This window comes from Dokdonella sp. GW821-FHT11D02 (genome assembly GCF_058808595.1).
In genome coordinates this window covers 1,909,421-1,930,578 of record NZ_CM179520.1, presented here as the reverse complement: position 1 = coordinate 1,930,578, position 21,158 = coordinate 1,909,421, and the positions used below count along the sequence as shown (strand labels likewise).

Here is a 21,158-nt window from a genome sequence, read left to right as displayed (position 1 = left end):
CGGCAAGCCTTGCGGCGTTGCGTCTATTGCAGCGCGGCGCGGCGTGCCGCGTATTGAACGGATTTGATCTCGCGCCGCAATGCCTGCGGCGGCTGCCCGGCGTGCAGGCGCGCGATGCGGGTGAAGTGGCTCTGGTCGCTGAAGCCGGCGCTGAGCGCGACTTCGGCCAGCGGCGCCGGGCCGGCGAGCAGGCGCAACGCGCGCCGCCAGCGCAATTCGCGCCGCAACGCGCGCGGCGGCATGCCGTAGGACGCCGCCAGCACGCGGCTCGCGTGCGCGGCGGAGATGCCATAGCCGCGCGCGATCTCGGCGATCGGCCGATCGTCGGCGCCGAGCGCGGCGACGAATTCGCGCTGCCACGCGGGCGCCGCCTCGGCTTCGTAGTTCGCACAAGCAGCACGCAGCTCCTCGAAGCGCTCGGGCGCGCGCCGGAAAACCTCGATCGCTTCGCGCAAGTTCGGCACCAGCCAGGCTTGCGCCTGCGCGAGTTCGGTCGCGTGCGGCAAGGCCAGATTGATCACGCGCGCGTCGGAGCCGGCGAAGCGATTGCCGTGCGCGTGATAGCGCGGATGCAGCAGCAGCACGCCGGGCCGGCACGCCAGCGGGCCGTCGACGCTGTTCTCTTCGTAGCCGCCTTCGACCACCAGCGCGGCATAGGCGCCGCGATGCCGGTGCGTCGGCAGCGCGTCGCCGCGCCGGTGCCGGGTTTCGTAGGAGGTCAGCATGCGCTCAGCCTAGTCGCGCGGCGCGGAGCGCGACAGCGCCATTGGTCACTGGCCGCAGCCAGCCATCTCACCACGCGCTGCGTTCGGGCAACAGGCCGCGCAGCTCGACGTCGGTCAGGTTGCGCCACTGGCCCATCTTCAGCGCGCCGAGCTTGATGTTGACGATGCGCACGCGCCGCAGCTGGGTCACTCGATAGCCGAACGCCGCCGCCATCAGGCGAATCTGCCGGTTCAGGCCCTGCGTCAGCACCACGCGGAAGCCGAACTTGGCGATGCGCGCGGTCTTGCACGGCTGCGTCACCTGGCCGTGCACGCGCACGCCGCGCGCCATGCCGGTGAGGAATTCCGGCGTGACCGGGCGGTTCACCGCGACCAGGTATTCCTTTTCGTGGCGGTTCTCGGCGCGCAGGATCTCGTTGACGATGTCGCCGTTGCTGGTCATCAGGATCAGCCCTTCCGAATCCTTGTCGAGGCGGCCGACCGGAAAGATGCGCTGCTGATGGTCGACGAAATCGACGATGTTGCCGTCGACTTCGCGCTCGGTCGTGCAGACGACGCCGACCGGCTTGTACAAGGCGATGTAGACGTGCTTGCGCGTCGCGCTGGCGGCGCGCCGCGCCAGCAGAGGCTGGCCGTCGACCAGGACTTCGTCGCCCTCGGCGACGATCGTGCCGATGCCGGCGGCGCGGCCGTTGACGCTGACGCGCTTCTCGGCGATCAGCCGATCGGCTTCGCGGCGCGAGCAGTAGCCGGTCTCGGCGATGTGTTTGTTCAGACGCATCCGGCCATTTTAGCCGGCTGCGCACGTTCGTGCCGGCGGCCTCAGCCGACGTCGTAGAAGAACTGCTCGCTGACGATCTTGTCCTCGTGCACGCGGTAGACGCACACCTCGCCCATCGTCATGCGGCCGAACTGCTTCATCGTGATGTCCATCGACATCGTCACGCTGAACCAGTTGCCGGCGATCAGCGCGTCGCTGACGGTGAGGCTGTGCAGGGTTTCGGTACGTTCGCGGAACTGGCGCCCCTTCTCGCGAATCGCGTCGATCCCTTCGACAGTGCCGAGCATGCCCTCCGGCAAACCGTCCGGTTCGATGCTGACCGCGTTGGCGGCGTACAACTCGTCCTGTGCTTGGGCGAACTCGCCTTTGCGGCACAGCTCGACCAGGCGCGCGGCGATGCGTTCGGTGCTCATGACGTCTCCTGTTCGCTCGAAAGGGGCAGCATAGTCCGCTGCGGTGACGCGTGCATGTCGCCGGCCGCTCGGCCGCGGCGTGCATCCTGTCCGAGGCGCCGCAAGCGCACGTGCAAGTCGCGCGTACAACGTGTAAAACGCGGCACTTGCTCGTTCGTCCAGGTTCGCGCCATGCGCCGTTTGCTGCTCTTGTTCCTCGCCGCGGGATTGGCCGCCTGCCAATCGGTTCCGCCGCCCAAGACCCCCTCGACGCCGACCGTGACGGGCGCGGCGATCCGCGGCCAGGCGGTCTACCGCGAACACCTCGTGCTGGCGCCGGGCGCGACCTTGGAAGTGCAATTGATCGACGACCGCGGCGCGACCTTGGCGCAGCAGACCTTCGGCGAGCTGCGCCGGCCGCCGTACGAGTTCGCGCTGCCTTTCGATGCGAGCAAGATCGACGCGACGCGGCAGTACGCACTGCGCGCGAACCTGCGCGCCGCCGGCGGCCGGCTCGAATTCATCACCGATGCGCGCGTGCCGGTCGATCCGGGCAAGACGCAGCGCGTCGAGCTGCCGCTCGTACGCGCCGCGCTGTCCGCCGGCGAACGCTGAGCGAACTCAGCGACGATCCGCCGCGCTCGCATCGCGCGCGGCGCGGAATTCCGAGTCCTTCGACCAGTCCGGCCAACGCTTGGAATCGGCCAGTTCGCTGCCGAGCTTGTAGAGCAGGCCCAGATCGCGTGCCATGCCGGTGAAGCTCCAGCTGGCCTGCCACTCGTCGCCCTGCTGGTGATAGCGGTTGGCGGTGTAGTCCTTCGCCGCCGCTTCGCCGGCCGCCTTGCCGCCGTTGACCAGGTCGTCGCCCGAGCCGAACGACACCGCCGGCACGCCGCGCTTGGCGAACGGGAAGTGGTCGGAGCGGAAGAAGTAGCCGGCTTCGGGATGCGAATCGGGCGTGTAGGTCAGCTTGAAGCTCTTGCCGTCGGCGATCAGAAGATCGAGCAGGTCCGATTTCGCACTGCCCGAGGTGGTGAAGTCGCGCGCGGGGTCGCCCGGATCGAGCGCATCCATGTTGATGTCGGCGACCGTCTTGCCGAGCGGATAAAGCGGCTTGGACGCGTAGTACTCCGAACCGAGCAGCCCCTTCTCCTCCGCCGTCACCGCCAGGAACACGACCGAACGCTGCGGCTTGGGCGCCGCCGCGAACGCGCGGCCCATCTCGATCAGCGCGGCCACGCCGGTGCCGTTGTCGACCGCGCCGTTGTAGATCTTGTCGCCCTTCTTGTCCGCCTCGCCGACGCCGAGGTGATCCCAGTGCGCGCTGTAGATCACCGTTTCGTCAGGCCGCTGCGTGCCCTCGATGCGGCCGACCACGTTCTGCGAGGTGATGACTTTCTGATCGACCGCGTAGTCGGCCGAGAGCGTGGCGCCCTTCAGTTCGACCGGTTTGAACTCGCGCGTCTGCGCCAGTTTCTTCTGCGCTTCGAAATCGAGGCCGGCGCGCTTGAACAGATCGACCGCGAAATCGCGCTGGATCCAGCCTTCCATCTTCGGATGCACCGCCGCGCCGCTGTCGCGCACGACGTCGAACATGGTGTTGGTGTTGGAGTTCTTGACCGTGTTCCAGCCGTAGGACGCCGGCGCCGTCTCGTGCACGATCAGGATGCCGAGCGCGCCCTTGCGCGCGCCTTCTTCGAACTTGTAGGTCCAGCGGCCGTAGTAGGTCATCGCCTTGCCGCCGAAATCGCCCTTGCCGCTTTCGAAATCGGGGTCGTTGATCAGCACGATGCCGATCTTGCCCTTCAGATCCACGTCCTTGAAGTCGTTCCACTTGCGCTCGGGCGCATCCACGCCGTAGCCGAGGAAGACCAGCGGCGCGTCCTTGATCGAGACCGACTTGGAGCCTTCCATCGCGGCGCGCACGGCGAGCTGCTCGCCTTGGGTCAAAGCCTCGCTCTTGCCGCCGACGCCGAGCGCGAACTTCGGCGTGCCGCTGATCTCCGAGCGCGCCAGCGGCACCGCCTGGGTCCAGGCGCGCTGCCCGTCCTTGAGATCGCCGCCCGGCTGCAGGCCGGCCGCCTTCATCTGCGCGATGATGAATTCGACCGTCTTGGTTTCGCCCGGCGTGGCCGGACCGCGGCCTTCGAACGCGTCGGAGGCGAGGGTTTTGACGTCGTCGGACAGGCGCTTCGGATCGAAGGTCGGCGCTTTTTCGGCGAACGCGGACGACGACAAGGCGACGGCGATGCAGGATGCGAGCAGGCGTTTCAAGAGCGGACCCTCCGGAGCGGAAAGCGTTCGATGCTAGCCCCGGCTCCGCGCGAGGTCCAGCCGCACTGCGGGGTAACTGTTTGCGATCCGTGCGGGATTGCTGCGAGCTGCCGGTCGCCATCGAACTTTTGGCGCGACGACTTCGACGCTTCCGGCCGCGGCCTTCCGCGGCCGCATGTTTCGAGCACCGCGCGCAAAACCTGCAGGAGACGAATGTGCGGTATCGATCCGCATCGTGCGTGCGCGCTCGCATAAGATGCCGCGATGACCGCTTATACGACCCGCTTGCTCACGCTGCGCTTCGGCGCGCACGAACTGCACATCCGCGCGCTCAGCGATCTGCAGCAATACGACGACGCCGACGGCAGCGCCGAGCGCGCCGGCATCTCCTCGGCGCAATGGAGCTTGTTCGGTCACGTCTGGCCGGCCGGCTGCCTCTTGGCCGAGGCGATGAGCCGCCATCCGATCGAAGGCAAACGCATCCTCGAACTCGGCTGCGGCCTCGGCCTCGCCAGCCTGGTGCTGCAACAGCGCGGCGCCGACGTGCTGGCCAGCGACCATCATCCGCTGGCGCCGACGTTCCTGGCCGACAACGCCGCGCTCAACGGCCTCGCGCCGGTGCCGTACCGCGACTTGCAATGGACGCAACCGGCGCACGACCTCGGCCAGTTCGATCTCATCATCGGCAGCGACATCCTGTACGAACGCGGCCACGCTGCCCAGCTCGCGCCGGTGCTCGAACGTCATGCCAAAGCGCAGGCCGAAATCGTCATCGCCGACCCCGGCCGCGGCAACAGCGCGCTGTTGACGCGTGCGCTGCTCGCGCAAGGCTATGCGGCCGAAGAATGGCGCGGGCCGATGACGCCGGAAGAGCCGCCGCCGTTTCGCGGGCGATTGTTGACGTATCGCCGCACGGCCAACGCGCCGGTCCTGGCGAACTAGCGCGACATCAGGAACGCCGGCAACGCGAGCAAACCGAGCAGCAACACCGCGGTCAGCAAAACCAGCAACAGGCGCAACGGCTCGTCGCGCAGCATGGTCCACCAGGTCGGCGCGCTGCCGTCTTCGCGCGCGGCGGCGTACTCGGCTTGCGCCTGCGTGCGGCGGCGTTCTTGATAGTCGTCGAGCACGCGGCGCGCGGCCGGCGCGGCGTCTTCGTCGGCGATCCAGATCGCGCCGGCGGACACGCCCCAGCGGCTCGGCGGCGTTTCGTAGAACTCGATGCGACGCTCGTTCAGCAGCGCGCGGACTTCGTCCGCCTCGTCGTCGGGCACGTGGCGCAGGTTCAACAAAAGGCTGGGCATGCGCGCATCGTAGCGCGCGGCGGTCAGCGCGGTGCGGTCAGGCCGAGTGCGCTGCGCAAGCGCTCGCGATAGCCGCGTCCGGCGGCGACCCGCGCACCGCCGCTCAAATGCAAAAGATGCCGGCCGCCGTCCAAGATTTCGATGTCGCGCACGGCGTCCACGCGCACGATCGCCGAGCGATGCACGCGCACGAACTGCGGCTCGGGCAGGCGCGCTTCCATCGCGGCCATCGTCTCGCGCAGCCGATAGCTGCGGCCGCCGGCGTGTACCTCGACGTAATTGGCCTGCGCCGTCACGCGCTCGATCTCGGCCAGCGCGAGCAGGTGCACGCCGCTGCCGGACGGCACCGCGATGCGCGCCGCGGCGTGCGTCGGCGGTGCCCCCTGCCCGCCTTCGCGCTCGGCGCGGCGGCGGCGCACGCGCTGCAACGCCGCGCGCAGGCGTTCGGGCGCCAGCGGCTTGAGCAGATAGTCGACCGCGGCCGCATCGAACGCGCGCAACGCATGCTCCGCGTACGCAGTGACGAAGACCAGCTGGGTCGCGCCGTCGGACGCCTGACGGGCGACGTCGAAACCGTCGATCTCGGGCATGCGCACGTCGAGGAAGGCGACGTCCGGCCGCTGTCGATGCAAGGCGCGGATTGCCTCGCCGCCGCCGCTGCATTCGGCCACCACCTCGACGCCGCCGTCGGCTTCGAGCAGGCGGCGCAGGCGTGCGCGTGCGAGCGGTTCGTCGTCGGCGATCAGGGCGCGCAGGGCCGGCATCAGGCCGCTTCCGCGATCGGCCGGAACGGCATTTCCAGACATGCCGATACGCCGCCGTCGTCGCCGCGGCGTACCTCGAAACGATGGTCGGCGCCGTACAAGACACGCAGACGGTCGCGCGTGTTGTCGAGACCGATACCACGCCCGCCGCTCGTGCTACCGCGGCCGTCGCCGTCGTCGACGACTTCGAGCAGCAGCCGTCCGGCGTGCCTGCGCGCGCTCACGCGAATGCAGCCGGGCGCCTGCCGCGGCGCGATCGCGTAGCGGATCGCGTTCTCGACCAAGGGTTGCAGCAGCAGTCGCGGCACGCGCGCACGCAGCGCATCGGGCGCGATCGAGCATTCGAAACGCAGGCGCGCGCCGAGCCGCACTTGCTCGATCTCGACGTAGTTGCCGAGCGATTCGAGTTCTTCGCGCAACGCGACTTCCTGCGTGCGCGCGCCGTCGAGGCTGTAGCGCAACAGCACGCCGAGGCCGACCAGCATGCGGTCGGCCGCATCGGCGTCGCGATGCACCAGTTCGGCGATCGAGTTCAGCGCGTTGAACAGGAAATGCGGATTGAGCTGCGCCGACAAGGCCTGCAGCCGCGCTTCGTTCAAGCGCGCTTCCAATTCGACGGTCTGACGGCGGCGGCGCGATTCACGCTCGGCGTAGATCAGCGCGTGCGCGACGCCGACGATCATCCAGCACATCAAGAGATTGTTGAACACGCTGGTCAGCAGCAGGCGTTCGAAAGAGGGCGTGCCGTGCGGATACCAGCCGACTACGCCGTTCAGCGCGAACACCGCCATTGCGCGCAGCAGCACGACCACGGCGACGGCGAGGCCGAGCGCGCCGGCCGCGCGCAGCACGCGCCCGCGCTCGAACGGCACGCGCCGCACGCAGGCGAACAAGATCAGGGTGAACGGAATCCACAACAGGTCGCTGGCGAGTTCGGTGCGCAGCACGTATTGCCACGGCAGCCGCTGCGCGGTCGCCTCGACCATCGTCATGGTCTGCGCCGCGCCGACCACGCCGCTGAACAGCCACCAGGCGCTCACGCAGGCGATCGTCAGAGCGGTTCGATGCGGCATGCGGCCACGGTATTGCGCGTCGCGGCGACTTGCAATCGCGTGCGTGGCGTTCGTCCCGCCGGCCGCGCGCTTGGTCCCCGCACGGCTTCGCAGGCGCGCTTTCGCGGTCGATGCTCGGCGCGGATTCACCACCAACGAGGTGCTTCGATGCGTTCCGTTCCGATTCTCGCCAGCGCGCTCGCCGCCGTCTTCGCGGCCGCCGAGGTGCCGGCGCAAACCCTCTCCGGCGCCTGCGAGCCGGCCGAAAAATTCGCCGAGGACGTGATCTCTTTGCCGGGCCAATGGGAGTGGCGCCTGAACTTCACGCCGACGCGTCTGCGCGCGTACTGGTCGGCCTCGGCCAGCTGGTGGCCGGGCACGCGCGGCCCGATTGCGATCCAGACTTCTCACCGCCTGCCGCGAGGCGGCTGGTCGACGCCGGCGGTGGCGCCGTTCTCGGGCCAGTATCCGGACATGGATCCGTTCGTCACCTTCGACGGCCTGCACCTGATCTTTTCGTCGATGCGTCCGGTCGACGGCCACGCCAAGACCGACATGGACCTGTGGATGGTGCGACGCACGCCGAGCGGCTGGAGCGAGCCTGTGCATCTGGGCGAAGGACCCAACGCCGACGGCTACGACGAGCTGTACGCGAGCCTGGACCTGCTCGGCAATCTCTACTTCGCGCGCGTGAAAGCGCCGATCCCATCCGGCGACGTCGACATCTGGCGCAGCCGGCGTCAGTGGGACGGCCGCTTCGGCCCGGCCGAGCGGCTCGGCCCCGGCGTCAATACGCCGGAGCGTTGGGAATTCAATCCCGACATCGCGCCGGACGGCCGCACCATGATCTTCGCGCGTCTCGACCGCCCCAACGACGGCCTCACCGACCTCGGCTACGGCTGGGGCGATCTGTACGTCGCGCGTCGCGATCGCTGGCACCAATGGACGAGCGGCACCAATCTCGGCCCCTGCGTGAACAGCGCCGACGACGAGTTCCATCCGACGATGCGCTGGGAGAGCAACACCTTGTTCTTCGCGCGCTCGCTCGGCGCGACCCAACCGAGCGACTTCTATCGCGTCGATCTCGACCGACTGCCGAAGTAGCTGGCGCGCCGGCCGAAGCATTCGGCGCCGGATGATGGGGACGCGGGCACCCTCATCCGGCGCCATTTTTTTGTTAGCTCAGGTTCTTGCGGCGTTCAAGTTCGGCATCGGTCGGCGTATCGAATTCGAACGAGCCGGTCTTCACCTCGCCATCCGGAACATATTTCGCGTGGATGATGCCGGACGGCGTCACCGTCGAGGACAGCAGCTTCAGATTGCCGGGCTTACCGCTGTCGTCGAACAGGCGCTTGCCCTTGCCCAGGATCACCGGCGAGATGAAGACGTTCACCTCATCGACCAGGCCTTCGGCGAACAGCGTGCGCAGAAAATCGCTGGAACCCTGGGTGAGCAGGTCCGGACCGTCCGACTGCCTCAGCTTTTTCAGCGTGGCGACGGCATCGGCGCCGAGCGTTTCGCTGTTCTGCCAGCTCAAGTTGCGGCCTGCGTCGCGGGTGGCGACGTATTTGGTGATGCGGTCGAAGACCGGGCCGATCGGATCGTCCTTGTCGACGTAAGGCCAGTGCGCGGCGAAGATGTCGTACGTCTTGCGGCCGAGCAGCAGGTCGAACGGCTTGGCCAGCATCTCGCCGATCGCGCTGCCCGTGGCTTCGTCGATCAGCGGCGCGAACCAGCCGCCGAAGCGGAAGCCGCCGACCGGGTCTTCCTGCGGTCCTCCGGGCGACTGCATGACGCCGTCGAGGCTGATGAAGGCACCCACGATGATCTTTCTCACGTCGTACTCCTTGCTTGGTGGTCTGATGTCACTGAAGACGAACCGGACCGGTAGGAATCGACAAGCGCGGCGAACTTTTTTGAATCCGGAATCCAGGGCGGCCGTGAGACGCTCGCTGGCACGGCTGATCTCGAGCACGGGCTAGGCGAAGGGTCCGAGTCGGCAAGCCTCGCGCTCGCCTCAGGACTGTTCCTGCGCTCAACCGCGCAACGGCCAGCGCGCGAGCACCTCGTGCCGGCCGTGTCCGAGCAGGCTGCGCAGCAAGACGAACTCGTTCGCTCGCCAGCGCAGTGCGCACGACGTCGGCCGGCACGCCGGCGTAGTCACCCAGATGATGCAGCGTCACGTGCAAAAGCTCGGCGCTACCCGGCCGAGCGACTTCTATCGCGTCGATCTCGACCGGCTGCCGAATTTTTTATCGCGTGAGCGCCGATGCGTCGGCCCCCTCCGCGTCTTACTTGTCGCGCACCGCCTCGGCTTGGATGCGCAAGGCCACGTTCATGTCGAAGCCGAAGTCCTTGCCGGCGTCGAGGCCGAAGGCGGAACGGTCGAACGAACCGTAAGCATCGGCGCCGCAATACTCGCGCTTGAGCATCGGATGCTGGATGCATTTGAAGTGCTCGATACGCAGTTCCACCGGCTTGGTCACGCCGTGCAGGCTGAGCTCGCCCGATACGTGCGTCGGGGCGCCGTCGACGAACTTGTCGAGCTTGCCCTTGTAGCTCGCCTTCGGCTGCTTGGCGGTATCGAAGAATTCCTTGCCGCGCGCCCATTTGTTCAAGGCTTTCTGACCGAAGTCGATGCTGTTCAACTCGAAATTGACGTCGACCGTACCGCTGCCGGCCTCCTTGTCGAGCACGACCTTGCCGGTGCTCTGATCGAGCTTGCCGCGCCAAACCGAGATGCCCATGTGATCGGCTTCGAAACTCGGATAGGTATGGCTGGGATCGAGCGTGTAAGTGGCCGGCGCAGCGCTGGCGCCGGCGGCGACGGTAGATGCGAGCAAGATCGACAAGGAACGAATCGCGGCGGTGCGGAACATGGTTTTCTCCCTGTAGGCGGCGCGGTGCCGCTTTCATTCAGTACGACGTAGGCGAACGGTCGGAATCGACAAGCCGCGCGCGCAACGAGCAATTTTTTGCACTCATACGTGCAGCGGCCAGCGCGCGAGCACCTCGTGCCGGCTGCGTCCGAGCAGGCTGCGCACCAAGACGAACTCCCTCGCTCGCCAGTGCAGCGGCTCGACCGCTTCGGCGGCGAGCACACGCGCGTCGTAGAGCAACGTCAGATGCGGCGTGTACTGCGGCGCCACCCAGCGCGCCAGCCCGCCGGCGCGCAAAGCGGCACCGAGTTGGCTTTGCAACTGAGTCACCGCCGCAACGCCGTCGTCGCCGAGCAGCACGAAGGGCTTTCTCGCCGTGTGCGCAACGAAACTCTGCGCACGCTCGAACGCGATGTCGAACGGCGCGCACTCGACGCGCGCGGCCGCCGCGCTGGCCATGCGCACGACGTCGGCCGGCACACCGGCGTAGTCGCCCAGATGATGCAGCGTCACGTGCAGACGCTCGGCGGCCAGCGGCTTGCCGTGCAAGCCGTGCTTCTGGCGCAGCGCGCCGGCCAGCGCGGATGCGCGAGCCGCGGTGTCCGCGTCCGGATAGACGGCGAAAAACAGCCGGTCGCTCGGCTCAGCCGCTTCGAACCCGGCCAGGCTGGTTTGGCCGGTCGCCGGCGGCACGTTCATCGCGCAGCGCCGGGCATGACGGCGCGCGCCCGCATGCTCAGGCGTTGGCGGCGACGGCTGCGCCGACGCGCCGGCGCACCGCATCCATGTCGACCACCGGCCGCACTTCGATGCAGCCGGTGGCGGCCCACGGGAATTCGGCCGCGATGCGCAGCGCTTCGTCCATGTCGGCCGCTTCGATCAGATTGAAGCCGCCGAGAATCTCCTTGGTCTCGGCGAACGGGCCGTCGACGATGGTGGTGCGGCCGGCGCGCACGCGCAGCGTCTTCGCCGTCGCCGGCGGGTGCAGCTGCTGCGAGTCGAGCAGATGACCGGCTTCGCGCAACTCGTCGGCGTGCTCGAAGCAGCCGCGCATGGTCGTGTCGAATTCGCCCGCCGGCATCTGCTTCAGCAGCGAATCGTCGTTGTAGATCATCACCAGAAATTTCATGCTCGAGCTCCTGCCGGCGCGTGCGCCGCGTCAAGACTCCGTCTTGGCGGAATCGTGGAAGAACGGAATCACCTCGCCTTTCAGCTTCAGCGTGATCGGATTGCCGCGCCGGTCCAGCGCGCGGCCCGCGGCGACGCGGATCCAGCCCTCGCTGATGCAGTATTCCTCGACATTGGTTTTTTCCTGCCCGTTGAAGCGGATGCCGATGCCGCGCGCGAGCAGATCGGCGTCGTGATAGGGACTTTTCGGATCGACGCTGAGGCGGTCGGGGAAGGTGTCGGTCATCGGCGCGTGCCCATTCTGGCAAACGCCTACTATGCGATTCCGACCCGGTTTTGTCGAATCCAATCGGCGTCGGACGAGCGTGTTCCGCCGCCGCGAGTCCGACTCTGCCGCGGCCGTCGCCTCCGATAAGATTCCGCTCTCCATCGCCCTTACCGGAAACCGCGGCCATGCCCGTCGAAGCCGACGCAGAAGACTTGCACGAGCGCGCCTATGCCGCCTTCGAGGGCGGCGATCTGGCCGCCGCCTCGACGCTGTTCGCGCAACTTCTGCAAACGAACCCGGACTGGCCCGCCTATCACTACATGCGCGGCTTGGTGCACAAGTACCTGCGCGACTGGCCCACGTCGCTCGAACACAATCTGCGCGCGATCGAACTGCACGAAGAGCCCGACCCGGCCAGCCTGTGGAATGCGGGCATCGCGGCGACCGCATTGGGAAAGTGGGCCGAAGTGCGCCGGCTCTGGACCGATTGCGGCATCGGGCTGCCGCCGGGCGAGGGTCCGGTCGAGGCCGATTTCGGCGTGGTCAGCGTCCGGCTCAATCCGTGGGGCGACGGCGAGACCTTGTTCGCGCGCCGTTTCGATGTCGTGCGCGCACGGCTGATGAACGTGCCGCTGCCGGAAAGCGGTTACCGCTACGGCGATGTCGTGCTGCACGACGGTGCCAGAACCGGCGAGCGCGCGTTCGGCCGTACGAACGTGCCGGTGTTCAACGCGCTCGCGCGCCTGTCCGCCTCGGAGTTCGAAACGCACGCGGTTTTCGTGCGCTGCGAAGACGAAACGGATCTGTCCGCGCTCTTGGAAATACGCGTACCGGGAATCGGGGCGACCGAGGATTGGACCGAATCGATCGGCCACTATTGCCTGCGTTGCAGCTACGGCGCGCCGCATCGGCATGAAGAGACTTCGGGCTGGAGCGGCGAGCGCAACCTCGGCATCGCCGCGCAGAGCCGAGCGTCGGTCGTGCAGCTGCTCGATCGCTGGAAGGGCGGCGGCCGCGGCCGCCGCGTGGACGGCATCGAAACGCGCACGCAGGCGCCGTCCGAACCGGCACCGGGGACAATCTGGTGGCGCGGGCCGGACGAAGAGGATTGAAAAGCCGGACGCTGCGACGCGCAGGCGCCGCTCAACGCAGCTGGCTGTCCTTGCTGCCGCGGCGGTTGTAGCCGCTGAAAGCTTCGGCGGCGCGATCGTGTTCCTGCTGGCAGGCCACGCACAAACGCACGCCCGGCACGGCCTTCTGGCGCGCCGCCGGAATCGGTGCTTCGCATTCCTCGCAATGGCTGCGGCCGGCGCCCTGCGGCAGACGGCTGCGCGCGCGCTCGATCGCGTCCTTCACGGTCGCGTCGATCTGGTCTTGCACGGCGCCGTCGCCGGCCCAGCCGGTAGCCATGGCGGATTTCCTCTGGAGGGATAGGCAGCCTACGCGCGTTCGCGCTGCGCGTCGCCTGTCTCCAGATGCGGTCCGCGGGCGCGGCGATCAAGTCGGCGCGTCTTGCAGGCGGGCGTCTAAAACGCATTGCTCGAGCCGACGCGCCTCACTCCCCTCGCCCTCACCCCGGCCCTCTCCCGCGAGCGGGAGAGGGAGATGACGCGATTGCGCTCTCGTCAGCGCCCGCGCAGCGCACGCCGCGCGAACAGCACGCAGATCAGGCCGAACACCAGATGTGCCGCGATCACCGGCAACAGCCGCTCGGGATGTTCCAGCGAAGGCGCGCGGCCGACGCGCGACAGCGGCATCACCACGAAATTCATGATCAGGTACATCAAGAAGCCGTAGGCGAAACCGTACGGCAGCAGGCGGTCGAGCAAGGCCGGCCGGCGCTGCGCGACCAGCGCATAGGCCGCCACGAACATCGTCGCCATCACCAGATGCAGAGTGGCGCCGAGCGCGGCGCTGGCGGCGCCGCCGTCGAAGCTGGCCGTGCCGAGTACGCCCATCGCGATCGACTGGAACATGCGCATCACGTTGGCCGCGGTCCACGTAAACCAGTAGGTGGTCGCGAAGGCGGCGTCGCCCAGCGCGATCAAGAGCCCGCCCACGGCGACCTGCGGCCAAGCGATGGGTGCGACGGCGACCGTACTGGCGGGCGTGGCGGTGGCGTATTGAGTCGACATGAATCTCTCCCAAGGGTAGCGACTAGCAGGGCCGGTACACCCCGCTCCGTTTCGATCCTCGCACAGCGTCCGCCGCAAAGAGTTGCCAGACTTGTCCAAAACGCCGGTACCCGAACGTCATCGAAGCGACGGCGCTGCGGCCGTCCACGACGAAGGAGACTGCAATGCAATACCTCTTGCTGTTGTATTCGAACGAGAAAGGCTGGGATGCGTTGAGCGAGAAGGAACAGGAAGAAGGCGTGGCGGCCTACGTCGCCTACACCGAAGCGCTGGCTCAGGCCGGCGCACTGGTCGGCGGCAATCGCCTGCACGCAGCGGCATCGGCGACGCGGGTGCGCGTCGCCGACGGCAAGCCGCAGGTGCTGGACGGACCGTATGCCGATTCCAAGGAACAGCTCGGCGGTTACTACTTGATCGAGGCGGCCGACCTCGACGCCGCGATCGCCTGGGCCGCGCGCTGTCCCGGCGCCTATCACGGCATCGTCGAGGTGCGGCCGGTCTGGCCGACCGACTGAGCGCGCGCGTGCTAAAAATCGGCGGCATGGAACCGGACCGCAGCCACGCCGCCGAAGACGCCGCTCGCCGCGCGATCGCCGCCGTCGCGCAACGCAGCTACGGCAAGCTGGTCGCGTTTCTGGCGGCGAGTTCGCGCGACCTCGCCGCGGCCGAAGACGCCCTCGCCGATGCGTTCGCCGCCGCGCTGGCCGAATGGCCGCGCGGTTGTCCGGCCAATCCGGAGGCGTGGCTGTTGACGGTGGCGCGGCGCAAGCTGATCGACGGCGCGCGCCGTCGCCGCAGCGGCGAGGTAGCGCTCGAACAGTGGCAACGGCTGGAAGATGCGGCCGAGACAAACGACGACGCGTCGATACCGGACCAGCGGCTGGCCTTGATGTTCGCCTGCGCGCATCCGGCGATCGAGGCCGGCGTGCGCGCACCGCTGATGTTGCAAGCGGTGCTCGGACTCGACGCCAAACGCATCGCCTCGGCCTTCCTGACCTCGCCGGTGGCGATGAGCAAGCGGCTGGTGCGCGCGAAAGACAAGATTCGCCAGGCCGGCATTCCGCTGCGCGTGCCGGACGCGGACGAACTCGGCGCGCGTCTGGGCAGCGTACTCGACGCGATCTACGCCGCCTTCACCGAAGGCTGGTCCGATCCGGGCGGCGTCGATCTCGAACGCCGCGACCTGGTCGAAGAAGCGCTGTTCCTGGCGCGGCTCGCCGCCGGCCTGCTGCCGCGCGAAGCGGAAGCGCTCGGCCTGCTCGCCTGCCTGCTGCACGCGCATGCGCGGCGCCGCGCGCGGCGCGACGACAGCGGCGAATTCGTGCCGCTGACCGAACAGGACATGACGCGCTGGGACCACGCCTTGATCGACGAAGCGGAAACCTTGTTGCGCCGCGCGAGCACGCTCGGCACGATCGGCCGCTATCAGCTCGAAGCCGCGCTGCAATCCGCGCACGCCGAGCGCCGCCACCGCGGCGAGGTGAACTGGACGGCCGTGCTGCAGCTCTACGACGGTTTGTCCGCGCTGACCGCCTCGCCGGTGGTCGCGATCAATCGCGCGCTCGCGTTGGCCGAACTGCGCGGCGCCGACGCGGCGCTGGCCGAATTGCCCGACTGCGCCGACGAAGCGCGACTGGCCGAATACCAACCCTACTGGGCCGCGCGCGCCGAACTGCTCGCGCGCAGCGGCGCCGCGCGCGACGCGCACGCGGCGTACGAGATCGCGATCGGGCTCGAACGCGACGAAGCCGTGCGCCGCTTCCTGCGGCGCCGGCAAATCGCATTGATTACTTGAAGTACACGCGGCGACGCACGCATCGCCGCACGACGCTCAGCCCTCGAAGCCGTCGGCGAAAATCGGATCGCCGCCGGCGACCTGCACGGTGTAATCCTCGGCCTGACCGAAGCCGAGCCAGTTGCAGGCCATCGCCGCGCCGCCGGCCATCAAGCTCACGCGCAGGCGCGTCGCACCCGCCAGCGCGGTCGGCGGCACGGTGATGCCGGCGCTGACCTGCACGCCGTCGACGCCGCTCGATTCGGCCAGCTCGCCGATGCGATAGCTCTCGTCCGCATCGTCGAAATCGCCGTCGTGGTTCCAGTCGACGAAGGCAGTGACGACGGCGGGGTTTTCGGTCCGACCCTTGACCGTCATCGGCAATGTCTGCCCCGCTGCCACATGACCAACGATCGCGGTGAAGTTCTCCAGCGGCGGCGATCCGCCGATCGCGGCATCGCTGGCGTTGTCGATGCCGGCGAACTGCACGCGCGCGATCGGCCAGGTATCGCCCGGGAAGGTCGCGTTGCAATACGGCTCGGGAAACACGTAGCCGACGTGCAGGTTGGCCTGCGCCGCGTCGGCGTTGGAACCATGCTGCGTGTTCAACGCGCCGGCCGCGAGAGTGTTGAGATAGTCGCCGTCGGCGGCCGCGGTGACGTCGACTGCGATCGTGCAGGTGCCGGCGGCCGGGATCGAGCCGCCAGACGCGAGCGCGAACGAGCCGGCGCCGGGCGTCGCCTCGAGCGCGCCGCCGCAGGTGCTGTTCGCGTTCGGCACGGCGGCGACGACGAGTCCGGCCGGCAGCACATCGACGAAGGCCTGTTGCAGCACCGCCGCGCTCGGCTGGCTGACGTTGCTGAGCTTGATCGACAGCGTGCTGGTTTCGTTCGCCATGATGCGCGCCGGCGCGAAGCTCGTGCGCAGCCACGGCGCGCGCGCGCCGCCCGGCGCACCGACCGCGCGCAGGATCAGGGCGCGATAGTTCGGCAGCACTTCCCTCGCCGGCTTCCACTCCCCCTCGTCGTAGGACAGATAAGCGCTGCCCTGCGGCGTTTGCGGCGACAGGTCGGCGCTGACGTAGACCAGATCGCCGCCGTTCTGCGACGGATTCCAGCGCAGCCCGATGTAGGCGCTGCCCGATGTCAGGTTGATGCCGAGATCGGCGATATCGAGCGAGACGAAGCGCGGCGTGAACGGGAAGTCGAACAGTTGCAGCACGCCGCCGCCGGCCGGCATCGAGGCGAGCAAGGTCCCCGGCCCGCCGTTGTCGCCGTCGTCTTGGTAGACCACGACGTCGAAGTCGAGCGACTCGACGCCTTCGCCCGAGAACAGCGAGATGCACACGCGCGAGAACGTCGCCGGATAGGCCAGCGGCGTGAACTTGTCGACCACGCGGGCCGAGACGACTTCCTGGCCGAAGTGGTAGCCATCGTCGGCAAGGTCGTCGTCGTGAAGGATCAGGCCGGGCGCGCCGGCGGCGCAGGCCGCATCGTCGAAAACCGGAACGGCGTGAACGCTGCCGGCAGCGGCCAGCAGCAGGAAGAACGCGAAACACCGCAGTTGCATGTCATTTCCTTTCCCAATGAACGTGCGTCGCGCGAGCCGCGAGATGGCGGATTTCGGACGACATGCGCGCAGACGCGATCGCGCGCGCGCGCGTCGCAAATCGCATCGCGCGTCGGCGTGTCGTTGCTTGCGCGTCCGCGCAGCAACCCGCGCTGCCGACGGCGGCAGCGCGAGGCCCGCGCTCGCGCACGGTGGTGAGAAGCGGCCCTTGTCGATCTGGCGCGTCCTCGTTCGTCGCCAGAACGAATCGCCGCAAACGATCCCGCGTGCGACCCGACCGTTCAGGAGATGTGCGCATGTCCCGACCCAAGCTCTACGCTCACCCGTTCTCGTCCTACAGCCAGAAGGTGCTGATCGCGCTGTACGAGAACGACACGCCGTTCGAGTACCGCGTGCTCGGCGAAGCCCAATGGATGCAGGAATTCGAGGCGCTGTGGCCGATCAAGCGCTTTCCGCTGCTGGTCGACGGCGACCGCACGCTGATCGAGGCGAGCACGATCGTCGAATACCTCGGCCTGCATCATCCGGGACCGCAACGCCTGCTGCCGGCCGACGCCGACAGCGCGCTCGAGGTGCGCATGCTCGATCGCTTCTTCGACAACTACGTATCGACGCCGCAGCAGAAGATCGTGTTCGACAGCATCCGCCCGCAAGCGGAACGCGACGCTTATGGTGTCGCCGAAGCACGGCGCATGCTCGACACCGCCTACGCCTGGCTCGAGCGCCGCATGCAGGGGCGCGAATGGGCCTGCGGCGATGCGTTCAGCCTGGCCGATTGCGGCGCGGCGCCGTTCTTGTTCTACGCCGACTGGACCCACCCGATCGACGCCGCCTACGTCAACGTGCTGGCCTATCGCCGGCGCCTGCTCGCGCGGCCTTCATTCGCACGCGCGGTCGACGAAGCGCGGCCGTACCGGCCGCTGTTTCCGCTCGGCGCGCCGGATCGCGATTGAACCGGGTGCGGGAGCTGCGTCGGCGCAGCTCCCGCCACGCGTTCAGGACTGCGCGCTCGCCTCGTCCAGCGGCCGCACTTCGCATTCGATCTCCCACGCCTCCCCATGGATGAGCAGGAAGCGGCGCGTCCATTCGACCGCTTCCGCCAGCGAGGCGGCTTGCAGCATCACATAGCCGCCGACGATCTCCTTCGCCTCGGCGAACGGACCGTCGGTGACCTTGACCTTGCCGCGGCTGAGACGCACGCGCGCGCTCTCGGCCGGCGGGCGCAGGCCGGCGGTGTCGAGCAGCACGCCGGCCGCGCTCATCTCGGCCATCAGCCGGCCCATGTCGGCCATCAATTGCTCGCTCGGCTGCTGGCTGTTGTCACCCTGAACGCGGATGAGGGAAAGAAAACGCATCGCGGTACTCCTCGTGGCAAGTTCATCGTAGATTCGGGTCCGCGCGCCGGTACGAGACCGAGGCGCGGCCTTCGTCGAGACGACGATCCGAGCCCACGCGAATCGACAGCTGCAGCGAAGAAAACATTCGCAAAGCCGGCCGCGACCGGCGCCGGCCGAGATGGACAAGCCGGCGCCCCTGCCGTAATAAGCCCAGCCATGTTCACGCTTTCGTCTCCACTGCGGCCGGCTTTGCGCCGAGCCGCTCCTCTGCTCGCCGTACTGACCTTGCTCGCCGGCTGCGCCACGCAGAAACCGGCAGGCCCGATGCGCCGCCCGGCCGACGTGCGCGCCGAGATCGTGCGCCTGCTGCCGGCCGGGGCCAAGGACCGCAACGGCTGGGCCACCGACATTGCTGCCGCGTTCGCTGCGCTCGGCATCGAGCCGCGTACCGACAACCTGTGCGCAACGCTGGCGGTGATCGAACAGGAATCGACCTTCACCGTCGATCCGACCGTACCGAACCTCGGCAAGATCGCGCGCGCCGAGATCGACCGCCGCGCCGAGCAGCATCACGTGCCGCAACTTTTGGTGCGCGGCGCGCTGGCGGTCAAATCGTCCGATGGCCGCAGCTACGCCGATCGCATCGCGGCGGTGCGCAGCGAGCGCGAACTCAGCTTGGTTTATGAGGATCTGATCGACCGCATCCCGCTCGGCCAGCGCTTATTCGCCGGCTCCAATCCGGTGCACACCGGTGGGCCGATGCAGGTCAGCGTCGCGTTCGCCGAGCGCCATGCACGCGAACATCCCTATCCCTACGCGACGCAGGATTCGATCCGGCACGAGTTGTTCGCGCGCCGCGGCGGCGTCTACTTCGGCATCGCGCATCTGCTCGGCTACCCGGTCGACTACGATCGCATGATCTATCGCTTCGCCGACTTCAACGCCGGTTTCTACGCCAGCCGCAACGCGGCGTTCCAGAGCGCGGTGAGTCTCGCTTCCGGCATTCCGCTTGCGCTCGACGGCGACTTGGTCAACTACGACGACGACAAACCCGGCGCGACCGAACTGGCGGTGCGCACATTGGCCAAGCAGATCGATTTGAGCGATGCGCAGATCCGCCGCGCGCTCGGCCAAGGCGAAAGCGCCGAGTTCGCACAAAGCAAGCTGTACGAGCGCGTGTTCGCGCTGGCCGAGCGGCTCGAACGCAAGCCGCTGCCGCGCGCCTTGCTGCCGCGTATTAAGCTCGAGAGCCCGAAGATCACGCGCACGCTGACGACCGAATGGTTCGCCAATCGCGTCGACGAGCGTTATCAGCGTTGCTTGGCGAAGACGCCTGCGGCCGGCCGGCGCTCTTGAGGATTCACACCTCTCCCGCTTGCGGGAGAGGTCGCGCCTTAGGCGCGGGCGAGGGGAAGCGGAGCGCAATACTCCGATCGCCCTCACCCTACCCTCTCCCGCAAGCGGGAGAGGGGACAGCATTTGCGCTCAAACGATGCGTTCGGCGCCGCCCAAGTAAGGCCGCAGCACCTCCGGCACCGTGATCGAGCCGTCCGCGTTCTGGTAGTTCTCCATCACCGCGATCAGCGCACGGCCGACGGCGACGCCGGAGCCGTTCAATGTGTGCACGAGTTCGGGCTTGCCGCTGTCCGGATTGCGCCAGCGCGCCTGCATGCGGCGTGCCTGGAAGTCGGTGCAGTTGGAGCAGGACGAGATTTCGCGATAGGTGTTCTGCGACGGCAGCCAGACTTCGAGATCGTAGGTCTTGGCCGCGGCGAAGCCCATGTCGCCGGTGCACAGCAGCACGCGGCGGTACGGCAGGCCGAGCTTCTCCAGCACGACTTCGGCGCAGCGCGTCATGCGCTCGTGCTCGTCCCAGCTCTCGGCCGGCTTGGTGATTGCGACCAGCTCGACCTTCTCGAACTGATGCTGGCGGATGTAGCCGCGCGTGTCGCGGCCGTGCGAGCCGGCTTCGGCGCGGAAGCACGGCGAATGCGCGGTCAGGCGCTGCGGCAAGCTGTCGGCCTCGACGATCTCTTCGCGCACGAGGTTGGTCAGCGAGACTTCCGCGGTCGGGATCAGATAGCGCTTGGTGTCGCCGACCGTGGTCGAGAACAGATCTTCCTCGAACTTCGGCAGCTGACCGGTGCCCTGCATCGCGTCGCCGTGTACCAGCAGCGGCACGTTGCATTCGAGATAGCCGTGCTCGCCGGTGTGCAGGTCGAGCATGAACTGCGCCAGCGCGCGATGCAGCCGCGCCAGTTCGCCGCGCAGCACGGTGAAGCGCGCGCCCGACAGCTTGGCGCCGGCGTCGCCGTCGAGCCAGCCCTTGTGTGCGCCGAGTTCGACGTGATCCTTGACCGCGAAATCGAACGCGCGCGGCGTGCCCCGGCGATGCTGCTCGGCGTTGTCGTTCTCGTCCTTGCCCTGCGGCACCGATTCGTGCGGCAGGTTCGGCAGGCCGAGCGACAGCGCGGCGAGCTGTGCCTGCACCTCGGCCAGCGTGTGCTCGTTCGCCTTCAGCTGATCGCCGATGCCGGCGACTTCGGCCATCAGCGCGGCGACGTCCTCGCCCTTGGCCTTGGCTTGGCCGATCGCCTTCGAGCGCGTGTTGCGCAGGTTCTGCAGCTCCTGCGTTTCGATCTGCGCCTGCTTGCGCTGCGTCTCCAGCGCCTCGATCGCGGAACGGTCGAGCGCGAATCCGCGCGTGGCGAGGCGTTCGGCAACGTTATCGAGTTGGCTGCGCAGCAGGGCCGGATCCAGCATGAGGCATTCCAGA

General features: G+C 68.0%; 25 protein-coding genes. 8 read left to right on the top strand and 17 right to left on the bottom strand.

Annotation, left to right across the window (positions count from 1 at the left end):
* Window positions 1-23: 23 nt before the first annotated feature.
* The 3 genes from AC3QL3_RS08130 to AC3QL3_RS08120 form a co-directional block, all read right to left on the bottom strand.
* Window positions 24-725 (bottom strand): helix-turn-helix domain-containing protein, encoded by a 702-nt coding sequence (locus tag AC3QL3_RS08130; RefSeq protein WP_492897875.1) that lies wholly within the window; start codon window positions 723-725, stop codon window positions 24-26.
* A 67-nt stretch (window positions 726-792) separates the two neighbouring features.
* Window positions 793-1,506 (bottom strand): pseudouridine synthase, encoded by a 714-nt coding sequence (locus AC3QL3_RS08125; RefSeq protein WP_492897874.1) that lies wholly within the window; start codon window positions 1,504-1,506, stop codon window positions 793-795.
* Between the two features lie 41 nt (window positions 1,507-1,547).
* Window positions 1,548-1,919 (bottom strand): SnoaL-like domain-containing protein, encoded by a 372-nt coding sequence (locus AC3QL3_RS08120; protein ID WP_492897873.1) that lies wholly within the window; start codon window positions 1,917-1,919, stop codon window positions 1,548-1,550.
* A gap of 171 nt (window positions 1,920-2,090) precedes the next feature.
* Between AC3QL3_RS08120 and AC3QL3_RS08115 the strand changes: the two genes are divergently transcribed.
* Complete coding sequence (locus AC3QL3_RS08115; RefSeq protein ID WP_492897872.1) at window positions 2,091-2,513, top strand: YbaY family lipoprotein; 423 nt, start codon at window positions 2,091-2,093, stop codon at window positions 2,511-2,513.
* A gap of 6 nt (window positions 2,514-2,519) precedes the next feature.
* On the opposite strand, the gene AC3QL3_RS08110 is transcribed toward AC3QL3_RS08115, so the two are convergent.
* Entirely contained in the window at window positions 2,520-4,172 is a 1,653-nt protein-coding gene (locus AC3QL3_RS08110; RefSeq protein WP_492897871.1) for a M28 family metallopeptidase, read from the bottom strand.
* 264 nt (window positions 4,173-4,436) lie between these two features.
* Between AC3QL3_RS08110 and AC3QL3_RS08105 the strand changes: the two genes are divergently transcribed.
* Window positions 4,437-5,114, top strand: coding sequence for a class I SAM-dependent methyltransferase (locus tag AC3QL3_RS08105; protein ID WP_492897870.1), 678 nt, complete (start codon window positions 4,437-4,439; stop codon window positions 5,112-5,114).
* Here the strand turns inward: AC3QL3_RS08105 and AC3QL3_RS08100 are convergent.
* The 3 genes from AC3QL3_RS08100 to AC3QL3_RS08090 are packed head-to-tail and all read right to left on the bottom strand — an operon-like array spanning window position 5,111 to window position 7,280.
* Window positions 5,111-5,476, bottom strand: coding sequence for a DUF6164 family protein (locus tag AC3QL3_RS08100; protein WP_492897869.1), 366 nt, complete (start codon window positions 5,474-5,476; stop codon window positions 5,111-5,113). The genes AC3QL3_RS08105 and AC3QL3_RS08100 overlap by 4 nt on opposite strands.
* Window positions 5,477-5,499: 23 nt before the next feature.
* A complete protein-coding gene (locus AC3QL3_RS08095) occupies window positions 5,500-6,240 on the bottom strand; it encodes a LytR/AlgR family response regulator transcription factor (protein WP_492897868.1) in 741 nt (246 codons plus the stop codon).
* Window positions 6,240-7,280 carry a sensor histidine kinase gene (locus AC3QL3_RS08090; protein ID WP_492897867.1) on the bottom strand — a complete coding sequence of 347 codons (1,041 nt, stop codon included), beginning with the start codon at window positions 7,278-7,280 and terminating at the stop codon, window positions 6,240-6,242. The genes AC3QL3_RS08095 and AC3QL3_RS08090 overlap by 1 nt, the downstream gene beginning before the upstream one ends.
* A gap of 180 nt (window positions 7,281-7,460) precedes the next feature.
* On the opposite strand from AC3QL3_RS08090, the gene AC3QL3_RS08085 reads away from it, so the two are divergent.
* Window positions 7,461-8,396, top strand: coding sequence for a hypothetical protein (locus AC3QL3_RS08085; protein WP_492897866.1), 936 nt, complete (start codon window positions 7,461-7,463; stop codon window positions 8,394-8,396).
* Between the two features lie 73 nt (window positions 8,397-8,469).
* On the opposite strand, the gene AC3QL3_RS08080 is transcribed toward AC3QL3_RS08085, so the two are convergent.
* From AC3QL3_RS08080 to AC3QL3_RS08060, 5 genes are all read right to left on the bottom strand, one after another.
* Window positions 8,470-9,267, bottom strand: a complete 798-nt coding sequence (locus tag AC3QL3_RS08080) for a dihydrofolate reductase family protein (protein WP_492897865.1) — start codon at window positions 9,265-9,267, stop codon at window positions 8,470-8,472.
* 316 nt (window positions 9,268-9,583) lie between these two features.
* The gene (locus tag AC3QL3_RS08075) at window positions 9,584-10,171 is read right to left on the bottom strand and encodes a YceI family protein (protein ID WP_492897864.1); all 588 of its coding nucleotides are present in this window, start codon (window positions 10,169-10,171) and stop codon (window positions 9,584-9,586) included.
* 102 nt (window positions 10,172-10,273) lie between these two features.
* On the bottom strand, window positions 10,274-10,870 hold the full coding sequence (locus AC3QL3_RS08070) for a 2'-5' RNA ligase family protein (RefSeq protein WP_492897863.1): 597 nt from the start codon (window positions 10,868-10,870) through the stop codon (window positions 10,274-10,276).
* A gap of 37 nt (window positions 10,871-10,907) precedes the next feature.
* The gene (locus AC3QL3_RS08065) at window positions 10,908-11,300 is read right to left on the bottom strand and encodes a YciI family protein (protein ID WP_492897862.1); all 393 of its coding nucleotides are present in this window, start codon (window positions 11,298-11,300) and stop codon (window positions 10,908-10,910) included.
* A gap of 30 nt (window positions 11,301-11,330) precedes the next feature.
* Window positions 11,331-11,585: a DUF3297 family protein gene (locus AC3QL3_RS08060; RefSeq protein WP_492897861.1), complete on the bottom strand. Its 255-nt coding sequence runs from the start codon at window positions 11,583-11,585 to the stop codon at window positions 11,331-11,333.
* 167 nt (window positions 11,586-11,752) lie between these two features.
* Here AC3QL3_RS08060 and AC3QL3_RS08055 point away from each other — a divergent pair, with 167 nt between their 5' ends.
* Window positions 11,753-12,679, top strand: coding sequence for a tetratricopeptide repeat protein (locus AC3QL3_RS08055; protein WP_492897860.1), 927 nt, complete (start codon window positions 11,753-11,755; stop codon window positions 12,677-12,679).
* Window positions 12,680-12,710: 31 nt separating this feature from the next.
* On the opposite strand, the gene AC3QL3_RS08050 is transcribed toward AC3QL3_RS08055, so the two are convergent.
* Both AC3QL3_RS08050 and AC3QL3_RS08045 read right to left on the bottom strand, forming a co-directional pair.
* On the bottom strand, window positions 12,711-12,977 hold the full coding sequence (locus AC3QL3_RS08050) for a DksA/TraR family C4-type zinc finger protein (RefSeq protein WP_492897859.1): 267 nt from the start codon (window positions 12,975-12,977) through the stop codon (window positions 12,711-12,713).
* Between the two features lie 215 nt (window positions 12,978-13,192).
* Window positions 13,193-13,702: a hypothetical protein gene (locus AC3QL3_RS08045; RefSeq protein ID WP_492897858.1), complete on the bottom strand. Its 510-nt coding sequence runs from the start codon at window positions 13,700-13,702 to the stop codon at window positions 13,193-13,195.
* A 164-nt stretch (window positions 13,703-13,866) separates the two neighbouring features.
* Between AC3QL3_RS08045 and AC3QL3_RS08040 the strand changes: the two genes are divergently transcribed.
* Window positions 13,867-14,217: a YciI family protein gene (locus tag AC3QL3_RS08040; protein ID WP_492897857.1), complete on the top strand. Its 351-nt coding sequence runs from the start codon at window positions 13,867-13,869 to the stop codon at window positions 14,215-14,217.
* Between the two features lie 26 nt (window positions 14,218-14,243).
* Window positions 14,244-15,497, top strand: coding sequence for an RNA polymerase sigma factor (locus tag AC3QL3_RS08035; RefSeq protein ID WP_492897856.1), 1,254 nt, complete (start codon window positions 14,244-14,246; stop codon window positions 15,495-15,497).
* Window positions 15,498-15,533: 36 nt separating this feature from the next.
* Here AC3QL3_RS08035 and AC3QL3_RS08030 read toward each other — a convergent pair whose 3' ends face one another.
* Window positions 15,534-17,045: a DUF7933 domain-containing protein gene (locus AC3QL3_RS08030; protein ID WP_492897855.1), complete on the bottom strand. Its 1,512-nt coding sequence runs from the start codon at window positions 17,043-17,045 to the stop codon at window positions 15,534-15,536.
* A gap of 296 nt (window positions 17,046-17,341) precedes the next feature.
* On the opposite strand from AC3QL3_RS08030, the gene AC3QL3_RS08025 reads away from it, so the two are divergent.
* Window positions 17,342-17,998, top strand: a complete 657-nt coding sequence (locus AC3QL3_RS08025) for a glutathione S-transferase family protein (RefSeq protein ID WP_492897854.1) — start codon at window positions 17,342-17,344, stop codon at window positions 17,996-17,998.
* 42 nt (window positions 17,999-18,040) lie between these two features.
* Here AC3QL3_RS08025 and AC3QL3_RS08020 read toward each other — a convergent pair whose 3' ends face one another.
* On the bottom strand, window positions 18,041-18,400 hold the full coding sequence (locus tag AC3QL3_RS08020; protein ID WP_492897853.1) for a YciI family protein: 360 nt from the start codon (window positions 18,398-18,400) through the stop codon (window positions 18,041-18,043).
* Between the two features lie 198 nt (window positions 18,401-18,598).
* Here AC3QL3_RS08020 and AC3QL3_RS08015 point away from each other — a divergent pair, with 198 nt between their 5' ends.
* Complete coding sequence (locus AC3QL3_RS08015) at window positions 18,599-19,738, top strand: DUF1615 domain-containing protein (RefSeq protein ID WP_492897852.1); 1,140 nt, start codon at window positions 18,599-18,601, stop codon at window positions 19,736-19,738.
* A gap of 129 nt (window positions 19,739-19,867) precedes the next feature.
* On the opposite strand, the gene serS is transcribed toward AC3QL3_RS08015, so the two are convergent.
* Window positions 19,868-21,145, bottom strand: a complete 1,278-nt coding sequence (gene serS / locus AC3QL3_RS08010) for a serine--tRNA ligase (RefSeq protein ID WP_492897851.1) — start codon at window positions 21,143-21,145, stop codon at window positions 19,868-19,870.
* Window positions 21,146-21,158: the final 13 nt, after the last annotated feature.